The organism is Marinobacter sp. W-8, assembly GCF_044342215.1.
Taxonomy (GTDB): domain Bacteria; phylum Pseudomonadota; class Gammaproteobacteria; order Pseudomonadales; family Oleiphilaceae; genus Marinobacter; species Marinobacter nauticus.
Genome location: NZ_CP172297.1, coordinates 3,345,131 through 3,365,523, shown reverse-complemented (window position 1 = coordinate 3,365,523; position 20,393 = coordinate 3,345,131). Strand labels below are relative to the sequence as shown.

The following is a 20,393-nucleotide window of genomic DNA, read 5'->3' as shown; positions in this document are numbered from 1 at the left end:
TCAACCGGGCAGAAAAGCGCCAGTTTAACGAAGCCTTGGCTCTGGCGCACCTGCCCGTTACGGTTGAATTCAGCCCTGGGCGGCAGCCTCAAGGGTTTCCAGACCCGGCACCCATTCCTTGCTGTCCAGCGTGATGAAATGGCTGGGAGCTTCGGTTTCGACAATGCGCATGGTTGTGGGGCTGGTGCGGGCGCTGGCCAGCATGGCCTGGCGATCCAGTATTCGGTCGGTGCCCGGTATCAGGAAAGTCCCGTGGCGCACATGGCGATACACCGAGGTGTCGGTTCGGGCCATCCATTCCATGATGTTCTCGATGTTGCGAACAATGGTCAGATGGTCTTTGGTGGCGTAGAACAGTTTGCTCAGCAATTGGCGCTTGCGCGGGTTCATCTTGCCGAAGAAGGTCTGACCATAGGCCGACTGGGGGGCGCTGTTGATCAGGCGAATCAACCAGGGCCACATGCCATGGCTGACCGGTTCGAGCAATGTGGTTACCAGCGCATGCAATTTGCCCTGGGGCAGGACCGGTGCTTCCAGGACCACTTCCACATTTTCGTATAGTTCCGGCCACTGCCGGATGGCCTCCAGAATCACCGCGCCACCCCGGGAATGGCCGTGGATCCGAATGTTCTCGGTGCTGGGCAGGTTCTGCAGCGACTGGTTCAGGATGCAGGCATCGTATTCGATGGTGCCTTCCAGGTGTTTGATGGGCACTTCCCAGGCCGGATTCTCTGGCGTTACACCGTTCACCGGGATGTGATAGTTGCTGCAGGTGAGCAAAATCAGTTCGGTGGTGGGGCCATCGTAGGCCTGGGTAAAGTAACAGTGATTCTCAAGAAAGCCATGCACGCCAATAACGGTGTGCTCTGCTGTGCCACTGTGATTACGCACAGACACAGCACCCCGGCCCACGCGGTAAACCCGGCCGGAAAACATTTCGGAATAGGCGCTTTCGATCGGTTTGATCAGCTTGCGAACATGACTGGCTTTCATGATTCATCTCCCTCCGGCCGCTTTTCGTTGTGTTATTGGTTTTGCTGAGCCGGTATGACATTTGTACTGTGAATGCCGAACGGGTTTAGTGGCGCCAGTGCCTGCAAAAATGGTGTGTTGAGGCCAATTGGCCAATCCGGGACACGGTTTTATAACCATCGCACCGGACCATATAACCAGTATAGGACTGAACAGTTACTCACGTGTAATTTTTTGTAACTGTGCGCATGGTGTCCGAGGATGGAGCCGCTATCCGGACTCTGGCACAATGCCGGATTGGTTTTCTTTCCTACAGGCACGCTATTGATCGGGGATAATCGGGTTTGAGCCAGGAGCAATCGCATCTCATGCTGCCTTCGGATTCAGCCTGGCTGGCTTTGGAGCGGCCGGACAACCCCATGACCATCACCATCATGCTCCGGGTGGACGGGCTGACCGCCGGCCGTTTCCGGGAGTTTCTTGAGGTTTACTGGTCGGCCTGGGAACGCTTTGGTTGCCGCCCGGTGTGGAAAGCCCCGGCCTGGTACTGGCAGCCGGACGCTACCTTTAATGTGGCGCACCACCTGGATGTGGCGCTGGACCGGTTTGACCAGCACCAGCTGCAGGACTGGGTGTCTGCCCGACTGAACGAACCCCTGCCGCTTTATCGCCCGGCCTGGAAATTCTGGCTGGCCCCTAACGCCGAAGGCGGCGCTGCCCTGCTGCTGCGATTGCACCATTGCTATGCCGATGGTTTGTCGCTGTTGAGTATTTTCGACCAGTTGTGCCCGGCCTCGCCCCGGCAGTACCCGGCGGTATACGGTGCCCCGGAGCAGCCCCGGGTAGGGCGCTGGCTGGAAACCGCCCAGCAATGGCTGGGCTCACAGCTTGCCCGCTACGGCGCCACCACACAGACGGATTCAGAAAAGCCGGAGACCGGCCTGGAGCAAGCCCTTGCGGCCCGCACCGTACAGAACGGGGCGCGACTGATGCATGAGCTGAGCGAATTCCTGGCCGAGGAAGAAGATTCCCCCTCTGATCTCAAGCGGCCGCTGGCCGGCCAGCGCAATTGCCGGTGGTCGGCTCCGGTGCCGCTGGAGCGCTTTCGCGCCATTGCCCACCAAACCCGCACCACCATCAACGATGTGCTGCTGGCCTGCGTGGCTGCAGCGGTACGCCCGCGGCTGGGCATGACACCGGAACAGCTGGACGATGCGGTGATGCACGCCGCCGTGCCGGTAGACATCCGCACCCGCTTGCCCGAAGGCATCAAGCCCGAAGCCGGCGAGCCCGGCAACTGCTTCGGTACCGTGTTTGTGCCACTGCCGGTAGATGGCGAAAGTGCCCTGGAGCGGTTGTTCCGCATCAAGCATGAAACCCGCAAACTCAAGAAGAGCTGGCAACCGGGCCTGGCCTGGGGCCTGACTGCCTGCGCCTCCCTGCTGCCAGACATCGGCCGCAAACCCCTGGCCGACCTGTTCTTTCGCAAGGCCTCGGCCGTGGTTTCCAACGTACCGGGCACTCCGGAAACCCGTTACCTGGCTGGTTGCCCCATTACCGAGCAGATGTTCTGGGTGCCCCAGGCCGGCGATATCGGGTTGGGTGTGAGCATTGTCAGCTATGCCGGGCAAGTGCAGTTTGGTGTCGTGGCAGACGAGGCCATTTTGGCCAACCCTCATGAGTTTCTTGATGACTGCTTGTCTGAACTGGACCAGTTCCCGGGTGGTCTTTCCACGTAGTCGTACTTCCAAAGTTTCATTTCAGATGCCTCCCAAATGAGCAGAAAACCTGCTCGCTGGAAGCATTCCCCCCTCTTGTTGCATCACCGACCATGGAAATCAGGCGTCAGACCTCGCCTGGAGCGATCGGATAACCGGTCCTCTTATCCCAGATTTGCAAAAAAACAACCGGGGGATGTATGAAAAACAACAACTTCAGAAAGTCAGGGTTGGCCATTGCCATGATGGCGGCCATGGGAGCCAGTGCCGGAGCCAATGCGGCCATTGAACTGTACAATGAGGATGGCACCAGCTTTTCGGTGGATGGCTACTTCAATGCGTTTTACGTGAACCGTGATGACAAGCAGAAAGACGTTCGGGATTCCCGCATCAAGATGGGCTTTCTTCCTAACACCATCGGTTTCAATTTCAGCAAGGAAATGGGTGATTTGACCCTGGGCGGACGGTCGTCGTTCTGGACCACAATCAACGACAGTCTGGAGGTTGGTAAAGCGACAGACACCGCCATCGACGTGCGCCAGTTCTACGCCACGGTAGACGGCGATTTTGGTCAGGTACTGATCGGTAAGGACTTTGGCCTGTACGCCCGTTCTAACATTTTTCTCGATGAAATTCTGATGGGCTTCGGCTCCCCGGGCCTTGCCGCCGGTGGCGTTTCCTTCGGCAATATCCGCGCGGGCTACCCATACCCGACACCCTCCGCCCAGATTACCTATCGCTCGCCGGATATGAGTGGCCTCAAAGTTGCGGTCGGGGTACTGGATCCCGCCGATACGGTGACCGGTTCCGATGATGAAAACGCCGCACCCCGCTTCGAGTCTGAGATCACCTACAGCGCCAACCTGAACGACGTTGCCCTGACGGGTTGGGTGAATGGCCGCTACCAGTCTGCCGAAAATGGCACTACGACTGTGGACAGCACTGGGCTTGGATACGGCATCAAGGCTTCGGTTGCTGGACTGACCCTGGCCGCTTCCGGTTTTACTTCCAAAGGAGATAATCCTGTTCTTGCGGTTAACGCTCCTATTCAAGAAGAAGACGCTGACGGTTTTCTTGTTCAGGGTTCCTATGCCTTCGGTTCTAACCGTGTAGTGATTTCTTATGGTGAAACTGATGCAGACCCGAACGGTCTTGGTCCAGCTGGTCTCGGGGACTTCGAGACTGAGAGCACCACAATCGGGCTTTTCCACGACGTTAACAGTAACTTCAAGCTGGTGGCCGAGTACAACATGTTCGAGCAGGAGCGCAAGTCCGATGGTACAAAACAGGAAGACGCCAATACTCTGGCATTGGGTGCCGTTGTGATGTTCTGAGGAGCTTCGCTCCTCTCTATGGCCTTGCAGGTAGCCGGCAGGACGCCGGTGCGCCTGCGATGGCCGTCTCAGACTAAAGTGCCGGTTTGCTCTTGCCAAAACCTGGCTGCGTCACCGGACATTGATTCAAGGGGAGGATAATCAATGGCTTATGGAAGATTTGGCGCGCCGACAAAGTGCACTGAAGTCGCATTGGCTGGTGGTTCAGGAGGCGTAGAATCAGTGTCAGATTCCCGCATTCCGAGCAGGCTACCGATGAAGTCAGTCAGTCAGTTACCCGCAGTGCGAGTCGCCAGTTCCAGCGTCCGCAAGCCCGAGCTGGCTGCCGCAGAGCTTGCCAGGCAGCTTGTGCACGACAACCTGGGTTGCGTGCTGTTCTTCTGTTCTGTTGAGTACGACCTGCAGAAACTGGGCCCGGCTCTGCAAAAAGCCTTCTCTGGTGTGCGTGTCTACGGTTGCACCTCGGCCGGTGAGATTACCGAGCAGGGATACGACCGGGGCTGCATCAGCGCCATCGGGTTTGATGCCCGTTACTTCGCCATCGATTGTGCTTTGATTCGGCAGTTGGATCGATTCACCCTGCAGGACGCTCAGGGTGTCATTGACCAGATGCTGGCCACCTGCCGGGATGCCAACCTGGCGCCGGTCAAGGGTAATACCTTTGCCATTACCTTGCTGGATGGTCTTTCCAGCCGGGAAGAACTGGTACTGGCGACTCTCAATGCGGCTTTAGGCACAATCCCTCAGTTTGGTGGATCTGCGGGGGACGACGAGCGCCTGGCCGATACCCACGTTTATTACGATGGTGAATTTCACTGCGGGGCGGCCACCGTCATGCTGATCAATACCCCGCTGGATTTCCGGGTGTTCTCGACCCACCACATGGAACCGCTGGATGAAAAGCTGGTGGTTACCCGGGCCTGCCCGCAAAGCAGAACCGTCTATGAGTTGAATGCAGAGCCTGCGGCCGACGTTTATGCGCGGATGGTCGGGGTGTCGTCGGAGCAACTGGACCGCAAGGTGTTTGCCCTGCGGCCCCTGGGCGTTCGAGTGGGCGGGAACTATTTCGTTCGCTCTATCCAGAGAGTCAATCCTGATCGCAGTCTCACGTTCTATTGCGCAGTGGAGACTGGCATTGTGATGACCGCCATGGCGCCGGGTTCGCTCCTGGACAGTGTACGAACCCAGATTGAAGCCTCCGAGCGGGTGGTCGGCACACCGCTGGTGACACTGGGGTGCGACTGCTTTTTACGCCGGCTCGAAGCCGAGCTGACCGGCCAAAGTGACGCCGTTTCCGAATTCCTCAAAGCGCACCGTGTGGTGGGGTTCAATACCTATGGGGAGCAATTCAACGGCATGCACATTAATCAGACCTTTACGGGGGTGGTCATTGGCCAGCCTGAGTTCAGTACCTGATCTCCCCGAATCTTCCGGCGAGTCCGCCAAGGACCAACGCATTGCAGAGCTGGAGGCTGAAAACCGGCGCCTGCGTGACATCCGGGACGCGCTGATTGTTCGGGTGGAGTCTGGCTCTGCCCACAAGCCGGAGCCCTACGCGGCGTTCGAACACTCGGTGATACTGGCTGAGCAGGTCCGTGAGCGCACGGAAGCCCTGAACCTGACCATGGAAGAACTCAAAGCCAGCAACAAGGCTCTGAGTCGTGCCCGGGAAGAAGCTGAGACCTCGCGGCAGCGATTGAGTGATGCCATTGAAAGCATTGCCGACGGATTTGTGCTGTTTGACCGCGACCACTGCCTCATCCAGACCAATAGCCGGTTCCGGAGCTACTGGCGTCACGCGGGGGTGCCGGTACCCCAAGCAGGCACGCCCATTGAAGCGGTGAAAGCCCTGGCCCTGAGTTCCGGCCTGGTGGTTGAAGAGCACAGTCACGAAGACGCCGAAGGAACAGTGTTCCTGCTCTCTAACGGCCGCTGGGTACAAATGACCGAGCGTACCACCCGTGAGGGTGGTCAGGTGGTGCTCTACTCCGATATTACCGACGTCAAGAACAGTGAAATGGCCCGTCGCATCAAGGCGCTGGAAGAAAGCGAGCGCTGGATCCGGGTCGTCACCGACCATGTGCCGGCGTTGATTGCCTATGTAGGGGCAGACCTCACCGTCCAGTTCTGCAACAAGGTTTATCAGGCCTGGTATGGTCGTAATGGTGTGTCGCCACTGGGCAAGCGTCTGGAGCAAGTGCATTCCGATGAGTTCTACCAGCGTCTGCTGCCCCAGATACTGGAAGTACTGGACGGGCACAGTGTGAACTTTGAGTTCGAGGAAACCGGCGAGCATGGTGAACAGCGGTACATGTTGCGTTCCTATGTGCCCAACAGGGATGAAACCGGCGAGGTGACCGGCTTTTTTGTTCTGATCCGAGACATCACTGAAAGGCGCAAGACCGCGATCGCGCTGGAGCAGGCCTACGACGATCTAGAGCACCGGGTGCGAGAGCGCACCGCCGCCTTGACAGGCCTGAACCAGCAACTCCGGCAGGAAATTTCGGAACGTTCTGCAGTGGAAGCCCGTCTCCGGGAAGCGAAGCAGGAGGCTGAACAGGCCAACCTGTCCAAAACCAAGTTCCTGGCTGCTGTCAGTCACGATCTGCTGCAGCCGCTTAATGCCGCACGCTTGTTCACCAGTGCATTACTTGAGCAGAGCTTCGGGCCCAAGGCCGAGAGCCTTGTGCGTTCGGTCAGTACTTCGTTGGATGATGTAGAGAATCTGCTGGGCACACTGGTGGATATTTCCAAGCTGGATGCCGGAGTGATCACTCCGGACGTGACCGCCTTTGATCTCCGGGATCTGCTCAATAACATCGCCCGGGAGTTCCGGCAGATGGCCCTGGCTGAAGGGCAGCGGCTGGATTTCGTGCCCTGCTCTGCAGTGGTTCAGTCGGATTCACAGTTGCTGGCGCGGATACTGCGAAACTTCCTGACCAATGCCATTCGTTATACCGGCCAGGGCCGGATTCTGCTTGGTTGCCGTCGCGAGCATGACCACGTGTTGCTGCAGGTCTGGGACACCGGGCCAGGTATTCCGGCAGACAAGCTCACCGAAATCTTTCAGGAGTTTAAACGGATTCGCCCCAAGGGTGCCCAGGCAGACAAAGGGCTGGGCCTGGGCCTGGCTATCGTTGACAAGATTGCCCGGATGTTGGGCCATGAGGTCTCGGTATCATCTGTTGAGGGAAAAGGCTCCGTGTTCAGCGTCCGGGTGCCCCTCGGAGAACTTCAGCCAGCCCAACCGGCACCCCGAGGGCCTCACCTGCCGATGCTCGATAGTGGTTTGAAAGGCGCCCGGGGGTGGGTGATCGATAATGACCTGGCTATCTGCCAGGGGATGAAGACATTGCTGGAAGGCTGGGGTTGCCGGGTCACCACAGCCGTTTCTGCCGAGGGCCTGGCAGGGCAGGTAGATGTGGCAAGGGCTCCGGTAGATCTGATACTGGCGGATTATCACCTGGATAATGATGAAAATGGCGTCGACGCGGTGGCAGTGATCAATGCTCAGCGCTCACAGCCAGCGCCGGTCCTGATGATCACCGCCAACTACACCAATGAACTGAAACAGCATATCCGGGAGCTTGGTTACCTGTTGATGAACAAACCGGTCAAACCGCTTAAGCTCAGGAGTGTACTCAATCACGTGATGCGTTGCTGAGTGCTGATGCCGGCTGCGTTCAGCGTTTGAGATACTGACTGAAGTCCACATCCCCAGCCGATAGGATAGCCTGTACCCGGTTGTGAACACCGAGCTTTCTCAGGATCGCGGAGACGTGGGCCTTGACCGTGGTTTCTGCGATGTTGAGGTTGTAGGCAATTTGCTTGTTGGATTCACCCTTGGCCATACGTTCCAGCACCAACAACTGGCGCCGGGTGAGAGAGTTCAGTAGTTCCGGCGAAATCAGGTTCTCATCGCTTCGAGTACGCCGGTGGGAGCTTTCTTTACTTGTGCGGATAATGTCTGATGGCAGGTAAACATTGCCGTTCAGTATCTGCTGGATGGCCTCAGTCATCTGGGCCCGGGGTGAGGACTTGGTGATAAACCCTACCGCGCCATAGGTGATCGCCTGCAGCACTATCTGTTTGTCTTCCTCGGCAGAGACAATCACTACGGGAATGGTGGGTGCTTCGTTACGCAGGGTAATCAGGCCGTTGAGCCCGTGCATGCCGGGCATATTCAGGTCCAGTAGGATCAGGTCCAGGTCGTCATTCTCGCGGGTGATTTCCAGAGCGCTGTCCAGGTCATCGGTTTCGATGATTTCACTGCCTTCGAAACCGGAGGCGATAACGCTGCTGATGGCTTCCCGGAACAGCGGGTGGTCGTCGGCAATCAGAATCTTATACGCCGGTTCCATGGTTGCTTCTACCTGCTTGTTTTCATTGTCGGGGATGGCTTCCGAGTCATGATAGCGGTTTTCGGAAGACAGTGCGGCATCGAGCTCGTTCAGCATGGCGGCCTCCTGTGCAGAGAATCGCCGGAATCGGTTCCGATCCTCTGTTTATTATTGTGATGGTTTCATTACACGCCATCTTGGTCTCGGGTTGAATGCGACCATCGCACCAAAAAACAGGCACCAAAGTACTATTCTTGCCGGGCTGCGGGCTTCGTATCGTGTAGTAATGAGCCTACAACCAACAATAACGACCGTCTCCGCATTCTCTCTTGCTGATCCATGGATCAAACAGGCAATGGCCGCACTGCTATGTTTTCTTTTGAGTCTTGCTGGCGGTGTCCATGCCCGGGAAGAAGCATCTGACCTGCCCGTGCTGTCTGTCAGCGTGTTGCAGTTTGGAACCGCCCACTGGGAGCTCGATCATCTCCTGCATCGGGAGCTGGACCGGGAATATGGCTATCGGCTGGAGTTGAAACCGGTTGCCAATCTGCCTGCCTCCAGGCTGGCGGTCACCAGCGGTTCGGTGCACGGCGCTGTAGCCGATCTGCTGTGGGCACAGTCGCGATTCCAGGCCGGCACGCCCTACCTGTACGTGCCGTTCTCCTCCCAGATTGGCGATATCGTCGTCGCTGACAACTCTCCGATTCGCTCGGTGGCGGATCTGGCCGGCAAGCGCATCGGCGTTGCGGGCGGGCCGGACAGCAAGGGCTGGATACTGCTCAAGAAAGTCGCACAGCGCCAGGGAATCAATCTGGAAGAATCTGACGGAGTTCAGTTCGCAGCCCCGCCCTTGTTGAGCCAGGCGCTAAAACGCGGGCAGGTGGATGTCATCGTTACCTACTGGCATTTTGCGGCCCGCCTGAGGGGCGATGGCGGCTGGCGATCGGCGTTTGGTATGGCTGACCTGCTCACTGAGCTGGACCTGGATCGCAACCTGCCGGTGCTTGGTTATGTCTTTCCAGAGCGCTGGGCGCGAGACAATAGCCTGCTGATGGATCGGTTTGCAGCTTCCCTGCAACAGGCCAAAGCCGAGCTGGCGGAGAGTACATCCTACTGGCAGCGCTTGCGTCCTCTCATGGGAGATCCGGACGACAGTGTTTTCGCAGCACTGCGAGAGGGCTTTGTCGCCGGGACGCCTGCGCCGCAAACGGACCAGAGAATCGCTGACCTACAGCGTTTGATGACCCTCACCGGCGCCGACCCGGACAACCTTATGCCGGCCCATCTGTTTTACCAGAGGCAGCCGTGAAAGGCCGAGCCGGCCGGCCGCCGCTGTGGAGCTACTGGGTAGTCCTGCCGTTGTTTGTCCTGCTCTGGGGATTCATTGCCTGGCTGCTTCAGTCGCCCTTGCTGCCGACGCCTCTGAACGTGCTCGGCACCCTGATTCGTGAATCGGCCACCGGCGAGCTCTGGCATCATCTGGGCGCGACCCTCGGGCGTGTGGTGGTCGCCTTTATTCTGGCCATGATCATCGGTACAGCCATCGGCATCGTCATGGGCCGTTCGCCAACCACCAATGCCCTTTTCGATCCCTTGCTGGTGCTTTTGCTGAACCTGCCGGCCCTGGTCACCATCATCCTCATGTATGTCTGGTTCGGCCTGGTGGAAGTGGCGGCCGTGATGGCGGTCGTGATCAACAAAGTGCCCAACGTGGCGGTTACTGTCCGGGAAGGTGCCCGTAGCCTGGACTATAGGCTCGAGGAAATGGCCACCGTTTACGAGTTCACCCGATGGCAACGATTGCGGGAAGTCTGGGTACCCCAGCTGTTTCCCTATCTCATGGCGGCTACAAGAGGCGGCCTGGCCCTGATCTGGAAAATCGTTCTGGTGGTGGAGCTGCTCGGCCGTTCCAGCGGCGTTGGCTTCCAGTTGCATATGGCGTTTCAGGTTTTCGACGTGGCCGCCATTCTTGCCTACAGCCTGGCGTTTATTGCCGTCGTCCAGCTGATTGAACTGGCCATCCTCCAGCCCCTTGAGCGCCGCTCCAGTCGCTGGCGACAGCCGGGGGCGGCTCATGCTTGAGCTCAGAATCGCAGGCCGCGATTTCGGCCAGCCTGTGCTCGGAGAGGTCTTCGCAACCATAGAACGAGGCGACCGCATCTGCCTTCTGGGCCCATCGGGTATCGGCAAGACCACGCTACTGAACGCGATTGCCGGCCTCGATAAATCGGTTTCGGACGAGGCGGTTATTGGTCGCGACAAGCTCCGGGTGGGCTACCTGTTTCAGGAACATCGCCTGCTGCCTTGGCGCAGTCTGGATGCGAATCTGAAACTGGTGGGTGCCAGTGATCAGGAGGCTGAAAGCTTATTGGAACAGGTGGGATTGTCCGGTTATGGCCATTACCTGCCGGACCAGCTGTCCCTGGGAATGGCCAGAAGGGCGGCCCTGGCCCGTTGCCTGGCGGTGAAGCCGGATTTGCTGTTGTTAGATGAACCCTTCGCCTCACTTGACCCAGTGATGGCAGGTGAGCTTAAGGCGTTGATTGCCGGAATTTTGGATTCGCATCCGGATATGGCGATGATCTGTGTTACCCATGATGGCGGAGATGCAGAGATATTGGCGAACCGTCTGTGGTATCTCGACGGCAAGCCTGCGCGTCTTCAGTGGGATGACGCGATCGGTGAGCCCGGATTGATCGATGGGCTGCTTGGGGCGCTTCGTGATCCGGATTTGGCTGGTCTCTGAATCCGTGCAAGTCCGCTCCCCTACAACTGCCCCGAACACTATGCGGGCCTTCCGCCCAGTATTTTCGTGCGTTGCGGCCGGAAGCCAGCAGTCGCGAGCAAAGCGAGGGTAACTGTCACGCCGGCGGTAATCCCGTAGGCCATCGGGTTCCACTCCAGATACAGCGAAAACCGGATCGCCTCCACGGCGTGGGTAAACGGATTGAACTGGCAGATCCAGTAGAGCCAGGGACTGGCTTCGTTCATGCGCCAGAGCGGATAGAGCGCCGAGGACATGAAGAACATCGGGAAGATTACGAAGTTCATCACCCCTGCAAAGTTCTCCAACTGTTTGATCCATGTGGCGATCAATAGCCCCAACGCGCCCAGCATCAGGCTGGTAAGAATCAACGCTGGCAATACGGCCAGGTAGCCCCAGAGCGGTGGCTCTACATCCATCAGCAGTGCCAGCAGCAGGAACACATACACCTGGCCGATGGACACCACACCCATGGCCAGCAGTTTGGTCACCAGCAGGAAGGGCCGGGGCAGGGGACTCATCAGCAACACACGCATACTGCCCAACTCCCGGTCGTAGACCATGGACAAGGCGCCCTGCATGCTGTTGAACAGGATGATCATGCCGCACAGCCCGGGGGCAATGTAGGTCTCGTAGGTGATGTAGGTCTGATAGGGCGGGATGATGGAAATGCCCAGTACCGCCCGGAACCCGGCAGCGAATACCACCAGCCAGAGCAGTGGCCGGACCAGGGCGCTGGCGAAGCGGGTGCGCTGCTGCAAGAACCGCAACCATTCTCGAGTCTGGATGCCTACGAAACAATGCCAGTAGTGAGCTGCTTTCATATCAGCTGGCTCCGGTCAGGGAATGGAAGGTTTCGGCCAGGTCCCGGGTGCCGGCGGTTTCGCAGATGGCCTGGCCTTTACCGTCAGCCAGCAACTGGCCCTGGTGCAGGATCAGGACCCGGTCTTCCGCACGGACTTCCTCGATCAGGTGGGTAGCCCAGAGCACGGTCAGGTCGTCTTCCTTGCATAGGGTTCTTACGTGTTCGTTGAGCGCTTTTCGGCTGGCCACGTCAAGGCCCACCGTGGGTTCGTCGAGCAACAACAGCGAGGGTTCATGCAGCAAGGCGCGGGCAATTTCCACCCGCCGTCGGTGGCCGCCGTTGAGCTGGCGGACGGCATCGTTGGCCCGATCCAGCAGGCTGAAGCGTTCCAGCTCCCGGTCACCCCGAGCCCTGGCTTCCTTGCGGGAAAGGCCATGCAGCGCGGCGTGGTACTGCAGGTTCTGGCGAACGGTCAGATCCAGGTCCAGGGCGTTCTGCTGGAACACCACGCCGATCTGGCGCATGGCATCGGCAGGCTGCTTTTTCAGAGACTGCCCGGCCATGAAGATATCGCCCTGCTGCAGGGCTAGTAGCCGTGTGAGCAGCCCGAACAGGGTTGATTTGCCGGCACCGTTGGGTCCGAGCAAGGCGTGGAAGCGGCCAGAGGTCAGCGCAAAGCTGACCTCCCGGAGCACCGGCTTGTCGCCGTAACGAAAGCTGAGGTTGCTCGCTTCGATGGTCATGAAGTCGGGTCGATGACCACACCCCAGGGGTAGCGGCCTACCTTGATGGACTTGATCACCTTCAGGTCTTCCACATCAATCACGGACACGTCACCGGAGACCCCGTTGGTGGTGTAAAGGTGCTTTTCGTCTTTATCCAGGTCCAACTGCCAAACGCGGCTACCTACCAGAAGATAGTCCAGGACTTCGTAGGACTGGGCATCTACGACCGCCACATGGTTTGAGGGGCCCAGGGCCACGAAGGCATATTTGCCATCAGAGGTCAGCTCGATACCCACCGGCTGGACCCGATCCGGGCTAACGCCGGGTACCTTGAATGACATCTCGTGGACCTGCTCCAGGTTGTCTACATCAATGATGTGGACGGTACCGCCGATTTCAGCAGAGGCCCAGGCGATTTTACTGTCCTTGCTGAACTCGACATGGCGCGGGCGCTGGCCAACAACGATGTTTTTCTCGATCTCGAAGGTTTCGGTGTTGATCCAGTGCAGCATGCTGGTGGTTTCGGAGGTGTTTACTGCCCACTTACCATCCGGGCTCACCGCCATGCCTTCGGGTTCGATACCCACATCAATCTGGGCCAGGACCTCCTTGGTCTCAACATCCACCACGGTCACGATCGCATCATCTTCGTTGGCGATGTACAGATGTTTGTTGTTAGGGTGCAGGGAAAACTGCTCCGGGTCCTCCCCTGAGGGCAAAGTGTCAACAATCTTGCGGGTGGCCAGGTCAAAAACCTGTACGGTATCGTCATCGCTGGCGCAGATGTAGAGCTTGGTGTAGTCCTTGGACAGCAGAATGCCCCGGGGGCGCTGGCCAACATCGATGGTTTCGACCACTTCCTGGGTTTCGGTATCGATGATGGAAAGCGTGTTGTCCTTCTCATTGGAGACATAGGCCAGGCTGGCCAGTGCGGGCGTGGAAAGGCCAATCATGGCAGCCAGTGCCGTTTGCTTGAACAGGGTTCTCATGGGTAACTCCTTCTTGTTTTGAGTACTGCCGCCTCGGCGGTCAGTTGTTGATTCGGCATTTACTTTCCGGCTTGTCGTAGCCGAGGGTGTCCATCTCGCTTTCGGGATGCAGGAAACCCTCAAAGGGCGCCTGAGCAACCAGGCCCCTCGGGTGAACCAGCGGAATCGGCTGACGGAGTTGGCCATTCCAGTCCCGGAAGGTGAGCTTCCGGCCCTTGAAGCCAGCAAGGTCAAATTTGTCGCTGAACAGGAAGTCCCTGATGGCAGGCGCATCGGCTTTACTGATGGCCGTCACAGCGGTGCCGATGGCTCGCACTGCAGCCCAGGCCGCGTAGTCTTCGCTGTTCATATTTCGGCCTGACAGTTCCCGGAACCGGTTCTGAAGCTGGGCAGCGCCCCAGCTTTCGACCACCCGGTGCCAGGCAACCGGTGTCATGCCCTGGGTTCCCACCACCGGGCGCGGCAGCCAGGTGTTGAACGGCACGTACTCACCAAAATCACCCCGGACATCGGCGACGACTACCGCATCGTAGTCGTCGCCCTGGGTAAACAGGGGCAGTTCCTTTGAAGCGGTCCGGCGCAGATCCGCATCGAAGGTCCAGGGCTTATCTTCAACGATGTCTAATCCAAAACGCTTGCTGGTGCGGCGGAAGGCCTCGGCCCAGGCTTTGTCTTCTGGTGTCGGGCCGGTTATCAGAAACAACTCCTGCCAGCGGCGTTGCTTCAGCCACTGCCCCAGGGCATCCGTCAGCATGGCGTGGCTGGGTATAGTGTGTAACAGGTTAGCGTGGCAGCTGGCGGTCCTCAGGGCATTGTCCCGGGCACCGGCATTAAACAGCAGTGTTTTGTCGTCGGCACTTTCGACAACCTTGCGGAGGGTTTGGCCGGGAATCCGGGTAATGATCAGGTCGATACCGGCGTCCTGCAGTTCGGTAAAGGCGGCCAGGGCAGTCTCTTCAGAATCCGTCACACGGGTTTCCAGAAGATAGTTCTGCCCCAGAAACTTGCCGGAGGTGTTGTTGTCTGCCAGGGCAAGCTCAGTACCTCTCAAACCGGCATCTTCCGGTTCCGGGATGACATTGGAAAGTACCGGCCCCTGATCGGGTACGAACTGCAGGTAACCGATACGAATATCCAGGGCAAACGCGGGTGTGGCTGTTGCTAAGGCGCCGATCAGCGTGCATCGGGTAACGGCTGTCATCAGGGTCTGTCTGATGGAGAGGGTCATGGCATTCTCCGGGTTTTTATTGTCCTTCCAGCTTATGGAAGGGAAATCCTCCCGGAAATATTCAGAAAGTAGGAATGTGCCGGTACTAAAGAACTATTCCTGCAAAAAATGGCCGCCGTAGCATGTAGGTAAGGCCTCTAAATACCGCCAGATGGATAACGACATGACCGCCTACCGGAAACTTTCCCTGCTGATGCTGGCCGTTTTCCTGCTTGTATATGCAGTGGGCGGGGTGTTCTACACCCTTCAGGCGAGGGGAGATATTGAGCGGGAACTTGGGTCAGTGATGGAGCTGGCCGCAAGTCTTCCAGCACCAACGCAGCTGGCGCCGGAGCTGGTACCGGAAATGCGGCATCTCAGACCGGTTTCCGTTGGTGAGGCGGTTTCGGGTACCACACGGGAAATGCCGGATTGGTTTTATCGCCTGATGGCAGATGGCATTCCCGCTCAGGCGGTGAACGGCTGGCAGCTGGATCCTGCAGACGAAATTGAAGAAATCTGGGAGAGCTTTGTGCTGATCTCCGCGGCCTTTTTGCTTGGCATGACTCTTTGCTTTGTGGCCCTTGGTTGGGCTATCCGGCAGGGATTGCGGCCCCTGGCGGAGCTTGGTGAGGCTATGGCGAGTGTTGAGCGGGGCCAGCTGGCATCGAGGCTGGGTGCACAGAATCTGCAGGAGGTGAACGACCTGGTGGCGCACTTCAATACCATGGCGGCTGCCCTGGAGCAGGAGCAGAAAACGGTGCGCGAGCTGATGACGGAACTTTTACGGGTCCAGGATCGGGAGCGTGAACACATAGCCCGGGTTCTGCATGACGACCTGGGTCAGTATCTGACCGGTATTCGCGCCCAGGCGAGGGCATGGCTGTACGACCCGGCGCTGAACAGTGAACAGAAAAAACAGGCCAGTGAACTTGCGCATCATTGCGAAACTGTGCAAAAGCACTTCCGGCACCTGTTGCAGGACTTGCATCCGTTGGTGATGGAGCAGCTGGGACTGAACTCGGCCATAAGCCACCTGGCCGAGCAGTGGCAACAACTCAGTGGCCTTAGCTGCCAGTTAGAGCTGGATGAGTGCTTGCCGGAACTGACCGGTGAGCAGCAAACACACCTTTACCGTTTCTTGCAGGAAGCATTAAACAACATTTCCCGACATGCCCAGGCTACACGGGCATCACTGACAGTTGCCCAGTCAAGCGGTGCGCTGGAGGTGGTGGTTTGCGATAACGGTCGTGGTACCGGGGATCTGTCGGGCTGTCGCGGTTTGGGGTTGCGTTCGATGCGCGAACGGGCCCGTTGTCTGGGTGGCCGGATGGAACTGTTCAGCCATCTGGGAGAGGGTACCCGGGTATTGCTGGCGATGCCGGCGGCGGGAGCGGGTTCGCCTTCGGCCGGTTCAGGAGGTTAACGAATGAAACTAATGATTGTGGATGATCACCTGGTTGTCCGGCAGGGTATCGCCAACCTGCTGCGCAATCTGTTGCCGGCAGTCGCGATTACTGAGCTGGACAACGGGCAGGATGCCGTTGCCCGATATGGCAGTATTCAACCCGATGTGCTGATGCTCGACATGGGCCTGCCGGATATTTCCGGCCTTGAAGTGGCTCGGCGTATCCGCCAGCGCTGGCGGACTGCGGCCATTCTGTTTTTTACCATGCACGATGAACTACCCATGGTTCGGCAGGCGCTTGATGTGGGCGCGATGGGGTTTGTGTCGAAGAACTGTGCTCCGGAAGAACTGGCTGATGCCGTTCGAAGGGTAGGCGCCGGCCAGCCCTACATTGAACATCCGATTGCGACCCGGCTTGCCTTGAACCGGGAACGCCCTGTGGACCGTCGTCTGCGGGATATGACCCAGCGCGAAATGGAAGTGTTGCTGATGTTTGCCCGTGGTGATGCCGTGGCCAGAATCGCGGAACGCCTGTGCGTTAGCAGCAAAACCGTTTCCAACCATCTGGCGTTACTGAAAAGCAAGTTGCAGGTGGAATCGTCCATCGAACTGGTGCACCTGGCCGTTGATGCCGGGCTGGTGCGTTTCGGGCAGGGGCTTGATGCTGGCAATGCCTGAGCCGGACCCCGCCCTCTCCGGGTGCGCTTACCAGTCAAAGGGGCAGTCTGTGCAGCCTTCCATAAACGTGCCTTCAAAGGTGGCAAAGTGAATCCTTGCCCCGGATAACCGGGCCTTGGCAAGGTTGGCGTGCCCGAACTTGGCTTCCTGCAGGTCTGCTCCGGTCAGGTCTGCTCCTTGCAGGTTTGCTTTGGGCAACCAGGCAATTTCAAAGCTGCTGAACGGTGCCCGGGTATCGGCCAGTGTTGCTCCTGAAAAGCGGGAAAAGGCGAAGTTGGCGCCGGAAATATCCGTTCCGGTGAAGTCCGCTCCCTGGGCAAACAGGTATTCGCCTTGAAGGCCTGGCAGGGTAGCATTACGAACCTTGGCGCCGCGCAGGGATGCCCGGTAGAGCTGTAGCCGGTAGCCTGTGGCATTGTCCAGTTTTGCACCATTGAGGTTGGCACCCCGAAGGTTTGTGTGGTTTAGGGTGGCACCAGTCAGGTTTGATCCCCGCAAATCTGCGCCGCGAAGGTTCAGGTTTGACAGGTCTGCGGCTCGCAAGTCAGCGCCCGGGCAAGCGGTTTCTGCCTCCAGTTTGCAACCGTTGATCACCTGAACAGTGTCCAGGTGGGCCATGTCATCGTTGGCCATGGCCGGAAAAACAGCCGAGGTCAGGAGGGTTGCTGTGATCCATGATTTCATGTCTGGCTCTCTTTTTTATGGACATTCTTTGGCATGAAAAGGCCCGGCATTGCCGGGCCTGGTAGGTCGGCACTCAGCGTGAAGCCTGTGCCCATGACGGCAGCTTGAACACCCAGAATGATCCGCCCTGGGAAATCGGTTTGGTCAGCTCAGCCATGTCGCCGCCCCAAAGGGGTACAGCGCCGCCATAGCCGGAGGTGACACCGATGTACTGCTCGCCATCCATTTCCCAGGTGATGGGTGGGGAAATGATTCCGGAGCCGGTCTGGAACTTCCAGAGCTCCTCCCCGGTTTCGGCGTCAAAGGCTTTGAGAAAACCGTCGCCAGTCCCGGTGAATACAAGCCCACCCTTGGTCGTGAGCACACCGGCCCATAACGGCATCTTCTCTTTATGCTCCCACTCGATCTCACCAGTGAGGGGGTTCATCGCTCTCAACACGCCTACGTGGTCATCGTACATGCGTTTGATGCGGAAGCCCTGGCCCAGATAAGCAGCCCCTTTCTTGTAGGTGACTTCTTCAGTCCAGTAGTCTTCTTTCCAGTGGTTGGCGGGAATGTAGAACAGGCCAGTATCCTGGCTGTAAGCCATTGGGTTCCAGTTCTTGCCGCCCAGGAAGGGCGGTGATACTTCAATGGCTTCGCCCCGGGTTTCACCTTCCGGAACAGGTGGCGGCCGCTGGCCTTTGACTTCAATAGGGCGACCGTTCTTGTCGATACCCTTTGCCCAGGTGATGTTGTCCACAAACGGGAAGCCTTTCTTGAATTCGCCGTTGGTGCGGTCCACCACATAGAAAAAGCCGTTGCGGTCGGCGTGGGCAGTGGCTTTGACCTGCTCTCCGCCTTCGGTGTACTCAAACAGTACTAACTCGTTGTTGCCGGAGAAGTCCCAGGCATCGTTGGGGGTATGCTGGTAGAACCATTTCACCTCGCCGGTGGTTGGGTCTACGCCAACCTGTCCTGATGTGTATAGGTTGTCGTAATCGGCCGGATCTCCACCGGGCGCTGTTCTGGCCCAGGTATTCCAGGGGGCCGGGTTGCCGGCACCGATGATGATGGTATTGGTTTCCGGGTCAAAACTGGCGCTTTGCCAGGGCGCTCCGCCGCCGTGGCTCCAGGCTTCTACCTTGCCGGTCGGGCTGTTGGGGTCATCCGGCCAGCTGGGAGCCCTAGGGTCGCCGGTGGGGGTGCTTTTCTCGCCGTTGAGGCGCCCGTAATGGCCTTCAACGAAGGGACGCATCCAGACTTCCTCACCGGTGTCCGGATCGCGGGCGAAGAGTTTGCCCACCACACCGAACTCGTCTCCGGAAGAGCCGTGGATCAGCAGAACCTTTCCGGTTTTCTGGTCTTTCACCAGCGTCGGGGCGCCGGTCATGGTGTAGCCTTCTTCGTGGTCAGCGAACTTCTTGCGCCAGACGATTTTCCCGGTGTCTTTATTCAGGGCCACAATGCCCGCATCCAGAGTGCCGAAGAAAACCTTGTCGCCAAAAATGGCAGCGCCGCGGTTCACCACATCACAGCAGGGCCGAATGCCTTCCGGCAGACGATGGTTGTATTCCCATAGCCGTTCCCCGGTTTTTGCATCGAGTGCATACAGCCGGGAGTAGGAGCCGGTAACGTAGATCACGCCGTCGTGTACCAGCGCCTGAGACTCCTGGCCCCGTTGTTTTTCATCCCCGAACGAGAATGACCAGGCGGGAACCAGCCTCTCGATATTGTCCTTGTTGATGGTTGTCATCGGGCTGTAGCGCTGGGCCTTGGGGCCGATACCATAGCCCAGAACATCCTGGGTGGTTTCGGCGTCGTTTACGATGTCTTCCCAGCTCACTTCTTTTGCCTGAGTGGTCATGCTCAAGGCGCCCGCAGTCCCCATCGCCAGGGCCAGGCTGATGCCCCTGATCAGTGGATGTTGTCGACGATTCATATTCCTTCCCCTTGATTGTTGTTGTGAACAGCGCGTTAAGAACGCTGACGTTCCGAGTATTGGCAAATGCCCGGTAGTCCGGCGACGGAAAATGACAGGTGATGTTCGGGAAAATGTCAGAAATTATCGGGAAAATTTCCCGGATGATCGGTTTCTTGCTGAAAAATGGCTGGATTTTCGTTTTGAGGATGCTGCCTTGTGCTTTCGCCTTCGCCCGGATCGTGTACTACCAAGGAACTAAGCCGGAAACCCCAAAGTGGCATTCGGAACAGCGGTACAGGTTCTTAGACTGTCTGGCAGTGAGTTGGCAACCGACAAATCCAATAGCCAACACTGGGGCAACCACAAAGAGGTAGCAACAATGACAATGCCTATTTCAATCAGACCGCTTATTGCCATCGTGCTGGCAGGTGCTGCCGGTTTGGTCATGGCTCATGGCAACGTGACACCACAGCCGGTAAACACCGGTAACCTGCCTTCTCTTGGCGACGAAGTGCGTATCGAGAATCCATTCCGTGAAGGAAATGAGTTGAGTGAGTACTACAGTGAAGCCGTGAAAGTGGGCGAAAGCGCCTATGCCGGCAACTGTGCCAGTTGCCATGGTATTCGTGCCATGTCGGGCGGGCTGACGCCGGACCTGCGGGAGCTGACGGAGTGGGATGACGAGTACTTTATTACCCGGGTGCGTAACGGTACCGACCGGGGTATGCCGTCCTGGAAGAAAAGCCTGGATCAGAACGCAATGTGGGCCATCCGGACCTATGTTGAGTCTCTACCCAAGCCTGAATAACGCCATGATTGTCCAGATGCTCTGAACATAGCCGGCCCTGTGCCGGCTCGCTGTCGTT

Annotated in this window: 18 protein-coding genes; 10 read left to right on the top strand and 8 right to left on the bottom strand. The window is 58.1% G+C overall.

The window, feature by feature from the left end:
* Positions 1-69: 69 nt before the first annotated feature.
* Entirely contained in the window at positions 70-993 is a 924-nt protein-coding gene (locus ACF8YQ_RS15680) for an alpha/beta hydrolase (protein WP_396621936.1), read from the bottom strand.
* A gap of 347 nt (positions 994-1,340) precedes the next feature.
* On the opposite strand from ACF8YQ_RS15680, the gene ACF8YQ_RS15675 reads away from it, so the two are divergent.
* The 4 genes from ACF8YQ_RS15675 to ACF8YQ_RS15660 all read left to right on the top strand — a co-directional run bounded on the left by ACF8YQ_RS15675 (position 1,341) and on the right by ACF8YQ_RS15660 (position 7,688).
* On the top strand, positions 1,341-2,711 hold the full coding sequence (locus tag ACF8YQ_RS15675; protein ID WP_396621935.1) for a WS/DGAT domain-containing protein: 1,371 nt from the start codon (positions 1,341-1,343) through the stop codon (positions 2,709-2,711).
* 179 nt (positions 2,712-2,890) lie between these two features.
* Positions 2,891-4,024 (top strand): porin, encoded by a 1,134-nt coding sequence (locus ACF8YQ_RS15670; RefSeq protein WP_396621934.1) that lies wholly within the window; start codon positions 2,891-2,893, stop codon positions 4,022-4,024.
* 255 nt (positions 4,025-4,279) lie between these two features.
* Positions 4,280-5,440: a nitric oxide-sensing protein NosP gene (gene nosP, locus ACF8YQ_RS15665; RefSeq protein WP_396621933.1), complete on the top strand. Its 1,161-nt coding sequence runs from the start codon at positions 4,280-4,282 to the stop codon at positions 5,438-5,440.
* Positions 5,361-7,688, top strand: a complete 2,328-nt coding sequence (locus tag ACF8YQ_RS15660; protein WP_396621932.1) for a NahK/ErcS family hybrid sensor histidine kinase/response regulator — start codon at positions 5,361-5,363, stop codon at positions 7,686-7,688. The genes nosP and ACF8YQ_RS15660 overlap by 80 nt, the downstream gene beginning before the upstream one ends.
* Positions 7,689-7,707: 19 nt before the next feature.
* Here ACF8YQ_RS15660 and ACF8YQ_RS15655 read toward each other — a convergent pair whose 3' ends face one another.
* Positions 7,708-8,385, bottom strand: coding sequence for a response regulator transcription factor (locus ACF8YQ_RS15655; protein ID WP_058342435.1), 678 nt, complete (start codon positions 8,383-8,385; stop codon positions 7,708-7,710).
* A gap of 334 nt (positions 8,386-8,719) precedes the next feature.
* Here ACF8YQ_RS15655 and ACF8YQ_RS15650 point away from each other — a divergent pair, with 334 nt between their 5' ends.
* From ACF8YQ_RS15650 to ACF8YQ_RS15640, 3 genes are read left to right on the top strand one after another with little or no spacing between them, the layout of a single operon-like run.
* Positions 8,720-9,673: an ABC transporter substrate-binding protein gene (locus ACF8YQ_RS15650; protein ID WP_396621931.1), complete on the top strand. Its 954-nt coding sequence runs from the start codon at positions 8,720-8,722 to the stop codon at positions 9,671-9,673.
* On the top strand, positions 9,670-10,446 hold the full coding sequence (locus ACF8YQ_RS15645) for an ABC transporter permease (protein WP_396621930.1): 777 nt from the start codon (positions 9,670-9,672) through the stop codon (positions 10,444-10,446). The genes ACF8YQ_RS15650 and ACF8YQ_RS15645 overlap by 4 nt, the downstream gene beginning before the upstream one ends.
* Positions 10,439-11,110: an ABC transporter ATP-binding protein gene (locus ACF8YQ_RS15640; RefSeq protein ID WP_396621929.1), complete on the top strand. Its 672-nt coding sequence runs from the start codon at positions 10,439-10,441 to the stop codon at positions 11,108-11,110. The genes ACF8YQ_RS15645 and ACF8YQ_RS15640 overlap by 8 nt, the downstream gene beginning before the upstream one ends.
* A 38-nt stretch (positions 11,111-11,148) precedes the next feature.
* On the opposite strand, the gene ACF8YQ_RS15635 is transcribed toward ACF8YQ_RS15640, so the two are convergent.
* Genes ACF8YQ_RS15635 through ACF8YQ_RS15620 form a run of 4 tightly spaced genes read right to left on the bottom strand, consistent with a single transcriptional unit; the run spans position 11,149 to position 14,875 of the window.
* Positions 11,149-11,952: an ABC transporter permease gene (locus ACF8YQ_RS15635; RefSeq protein WP_396621928.1), complete on the bottom strand. Its 804-nt coding sequence runs from the start codon at positions 11,950-11,952 to the stop codon at positions 11,149-11,151.
* Position 11,953: 1 nt separating this feature from the next.
* On the bottom strand, positions 11,954-12,676 hold the full coding sequence (locus ACF8YQ_RS15630) for an ABC transporter ATP-binding protein (RefSeq protein WP_396621927.1): 723 nt from the start codon (positions 12,674-12,676) through the stop codon (positions 11,954-11,956).
* Entirely contained in the window at positions 12,673-13,647 is a 975-nt protein-coding gene (locus ACF8YQ_RS15625) for a YVTN family beta-propeller repeat protein (RefSeq protein WP_058341846.1), read from the bottom strand. The genes ACF8YQ_RS15630 and ACF8YQ_RS15625 overlap by 4 nt, the downstream gene beginning before the upstream one ends.
* A 40-nt stretch (positions 13,648-13,687) precedes the next feature.
* Positions 13,688-14,875 carry an ABC transporter substrate-binding protein gene (locus tag ACF8YQ_RS15620; protein ID WP_227537561.1) on the bottom strand — a complete coding sequence of 396 codons (1,188 nt, stop codon included), beginning with the start codon at positions 14,873-14,875 and terminating at the stop codon, positions 13,688-13,690.
* 163 nt (positions 14,876-15,038) lie between these two features.
* Between ACF8YQ_RS15620 and ACF8YQ_RS15615 the strand changes: the two genes are divergently transcribed.
* Both ACF8YQ_RS15615 and ACF8YQ_RS15610 read left to right on the top strand, forming a co-directional pair.
* On the top strand, positions 15,039-16,280 hold the full coding sequence (locus ACF8YQ_RS15615) for a histidine kinase (RefSeq protein WP_396621926.1): 1,242 nt from the start codon (positions 15,039-15,041) through the stop codon (positions 16,278-16,280).
* A gap of 3 nt (positions 16,281-16,283) precedes the next feature.
* Positions 16,284-16,940 (top strand): response regulator transcription factor, encoded by a 657-nt coding sequence (locus ACF8YQ_RS15610; protein WP_058341844.1) that lies wholly within the window; start codon positions 16,284-16,286, stop codon positions 16,938-16,940.
* Between the two features lie 27 nt (positions 16,941-16,967).
* On the opposite strand, the gene ACF8YQ_RS15605 is transcribed toward ACF8YQ_RS15610, so the two are convergent.
* Both ACF8YQ_RS15605 and ACF8YQ_RS15600 read right to left on the bottom strand, forming a co-directional pair.
* On the bottom strand, positions 16,968-17,624 hold the full coding sequence (locus tag ACF8YQ_RS15605) for a pentapeptide repeat-containing protein (protein ID WP_396621925.1): 657 nt from the start codon (positions 17,622-17,624) through the stop codon (positions 16,968-16,970).
* Between the two features lie 73 nt (positions 17,625-17,697).
* Positions 17,698-19,545 (bottom strand): methanol/ethanol family PQQ-dependent dehydrogenase, encoded by a 1,848-nt coding sequence (locus tag ACF8YQ_RS15600; RefSeq protein ID WP_396621924.1) that lies wholly within the window; start codon positions 19,543-19,545, stop codon positions 17,698-17,700.
* A gap of 361 nt (positions 19,546-19,906) precedes the next feature.
* Between ACF8YQ_RS15600 and pedF the strand changes: the two genes are divergently transcribed.
* On the top strand, positions 19,907-20,335 hold the full coding sequence (gene pedF / locus ACF8YQ_RS15595) for a cytochrome c-550 PedF (protein ID WP_396621923.1): 429 nt from the start codon (positions 19,907-19,909) through the stop codon (positions 20,333-20,335).
* Positions 20,336-20,393 lie beyond the last annotated feature (58 nt).

Bases quoted from the DNA above. Each gene is read 5' to 3' on its own strand.
- ACF8YQ_RS15605 (WP_396621925.1), bottom strand. From the start codon at position 17,624: ATGAAATCATGGATCACAGCAACCCTCCTGACCTCGGCTGTTTTTCCG.
- ACF8YQ_RS15630 (WP_396621927.1), bottom strand. From the start codon at position 12,676: ATGACCATCGAAGCGAGCAACCTCAGCTTTCGTTACGGCGACAAGCCG.
- ACF8YQ_RS15680 (WP_396621936.1), bottom strand. From the start codon at position 993: ATGAAAGCCAGTCATGTTCGCAAGCTGATCAAACCGATCGAAAGCGCC.
- ACF8YQ_RS15615 (WP_396621926.1), top strand. From the start codon at position 15,039: ATGACCGCCTACCGGAAACTTTCCCTGCTGATGCTGGCCGTTTTCCTG.
- ACF8YQ_RS15620 (WP_227537561.1), bottom strand. From the start codon at position 14,875: ATGACCCTCTCCATCAGACAGACCCTGATGACAGCCGTTACCCGATGC.
- ACF8YQ_RS15675 (WP_396621935.1), top strand. From the start codon at position 1,341: ATGCTGCCTTCGGATTCAGCCTGGCTGGCTTTGGAGCGGCCGGACAAC.
- ACF8YQ_RS15600 (WP_396621924.1), bottom strand. From the start codon at position 19,545: ATGAATCGTCGACAACATCCACTGATCAGGGGCATCAGCCTGGCCCTG.
- ACF8YQ_RS15625 (WP_058341846.1), bottom strand. From the start codon at position 13,647: ATGAGAACCCTGTTCAAGCAAACGGCACTGGCTGCCATGATTGGCCTT.
- ACF8YQ_RS15660 (WP_396621932.1), top strand. From the start codon at position 5,361: ATGGGGAGCAATTCAACGGCATGCACATTAATCAGACCTTTACGGGGG.
- ACF8YQ_RS15640 (WP_396621929.1), top strand. From the start codon at position 10,439: ATGCTTGAGCTCAGAATCGCAGGCCGCGATTTCGGCCAGCCTGTGCTC.
- pedF (WP_396621923.1), top strand. From the start codon at position 19,907: ATGACAATGCCTATTTCAATCAGACCGCTTATTGCCATCGTGCTGGCA.
- ACF8YQ_RS15635 (WP_396621928.1), bottom strand. From the start codon at position 11,952: ATGAAAGCAGCTCACTACTGGCATTGTTTCGTAGGCATCCAGACTCGA.
- ACF8YQ_RS15610 (WP_058341844.1), top strand. From the start codon at position 16,284: ATGAAACTAATGATTGTGGATGATCACCTGGTTGTCCGGCAGGGTATC.
- ACF8YQ_RS15655 (WP_058342435.1), bottom strand. From the start codon at position 8,385: ATGGAACCGGCGTATAAGATTCTGATTGCCGACGACCACCCGCTGTTC.
- ACF8YQ_RS15650 (WP_396621931.1), top strand. From the start codon at position 8,720: ATGGCCGCACTGCTATGTTTTCTTTTGAGTCTTGCTGGCGGTGTCCAT.
- ACF8YQ_RS15670 (WP_396621934.1), top strand. From the start codon at position 2,891: ATGAAAAACAACAACTTCAGAAAGTCAGGGTTGGCCATTGCCATGATG.
- nosP (WP_396621933.1), top strand. From the start codon at position 4,280: ATGAAGTCAGTCAGTCAGTTACCCGCAGTGCGAGTCGCCAGTTCCAGC.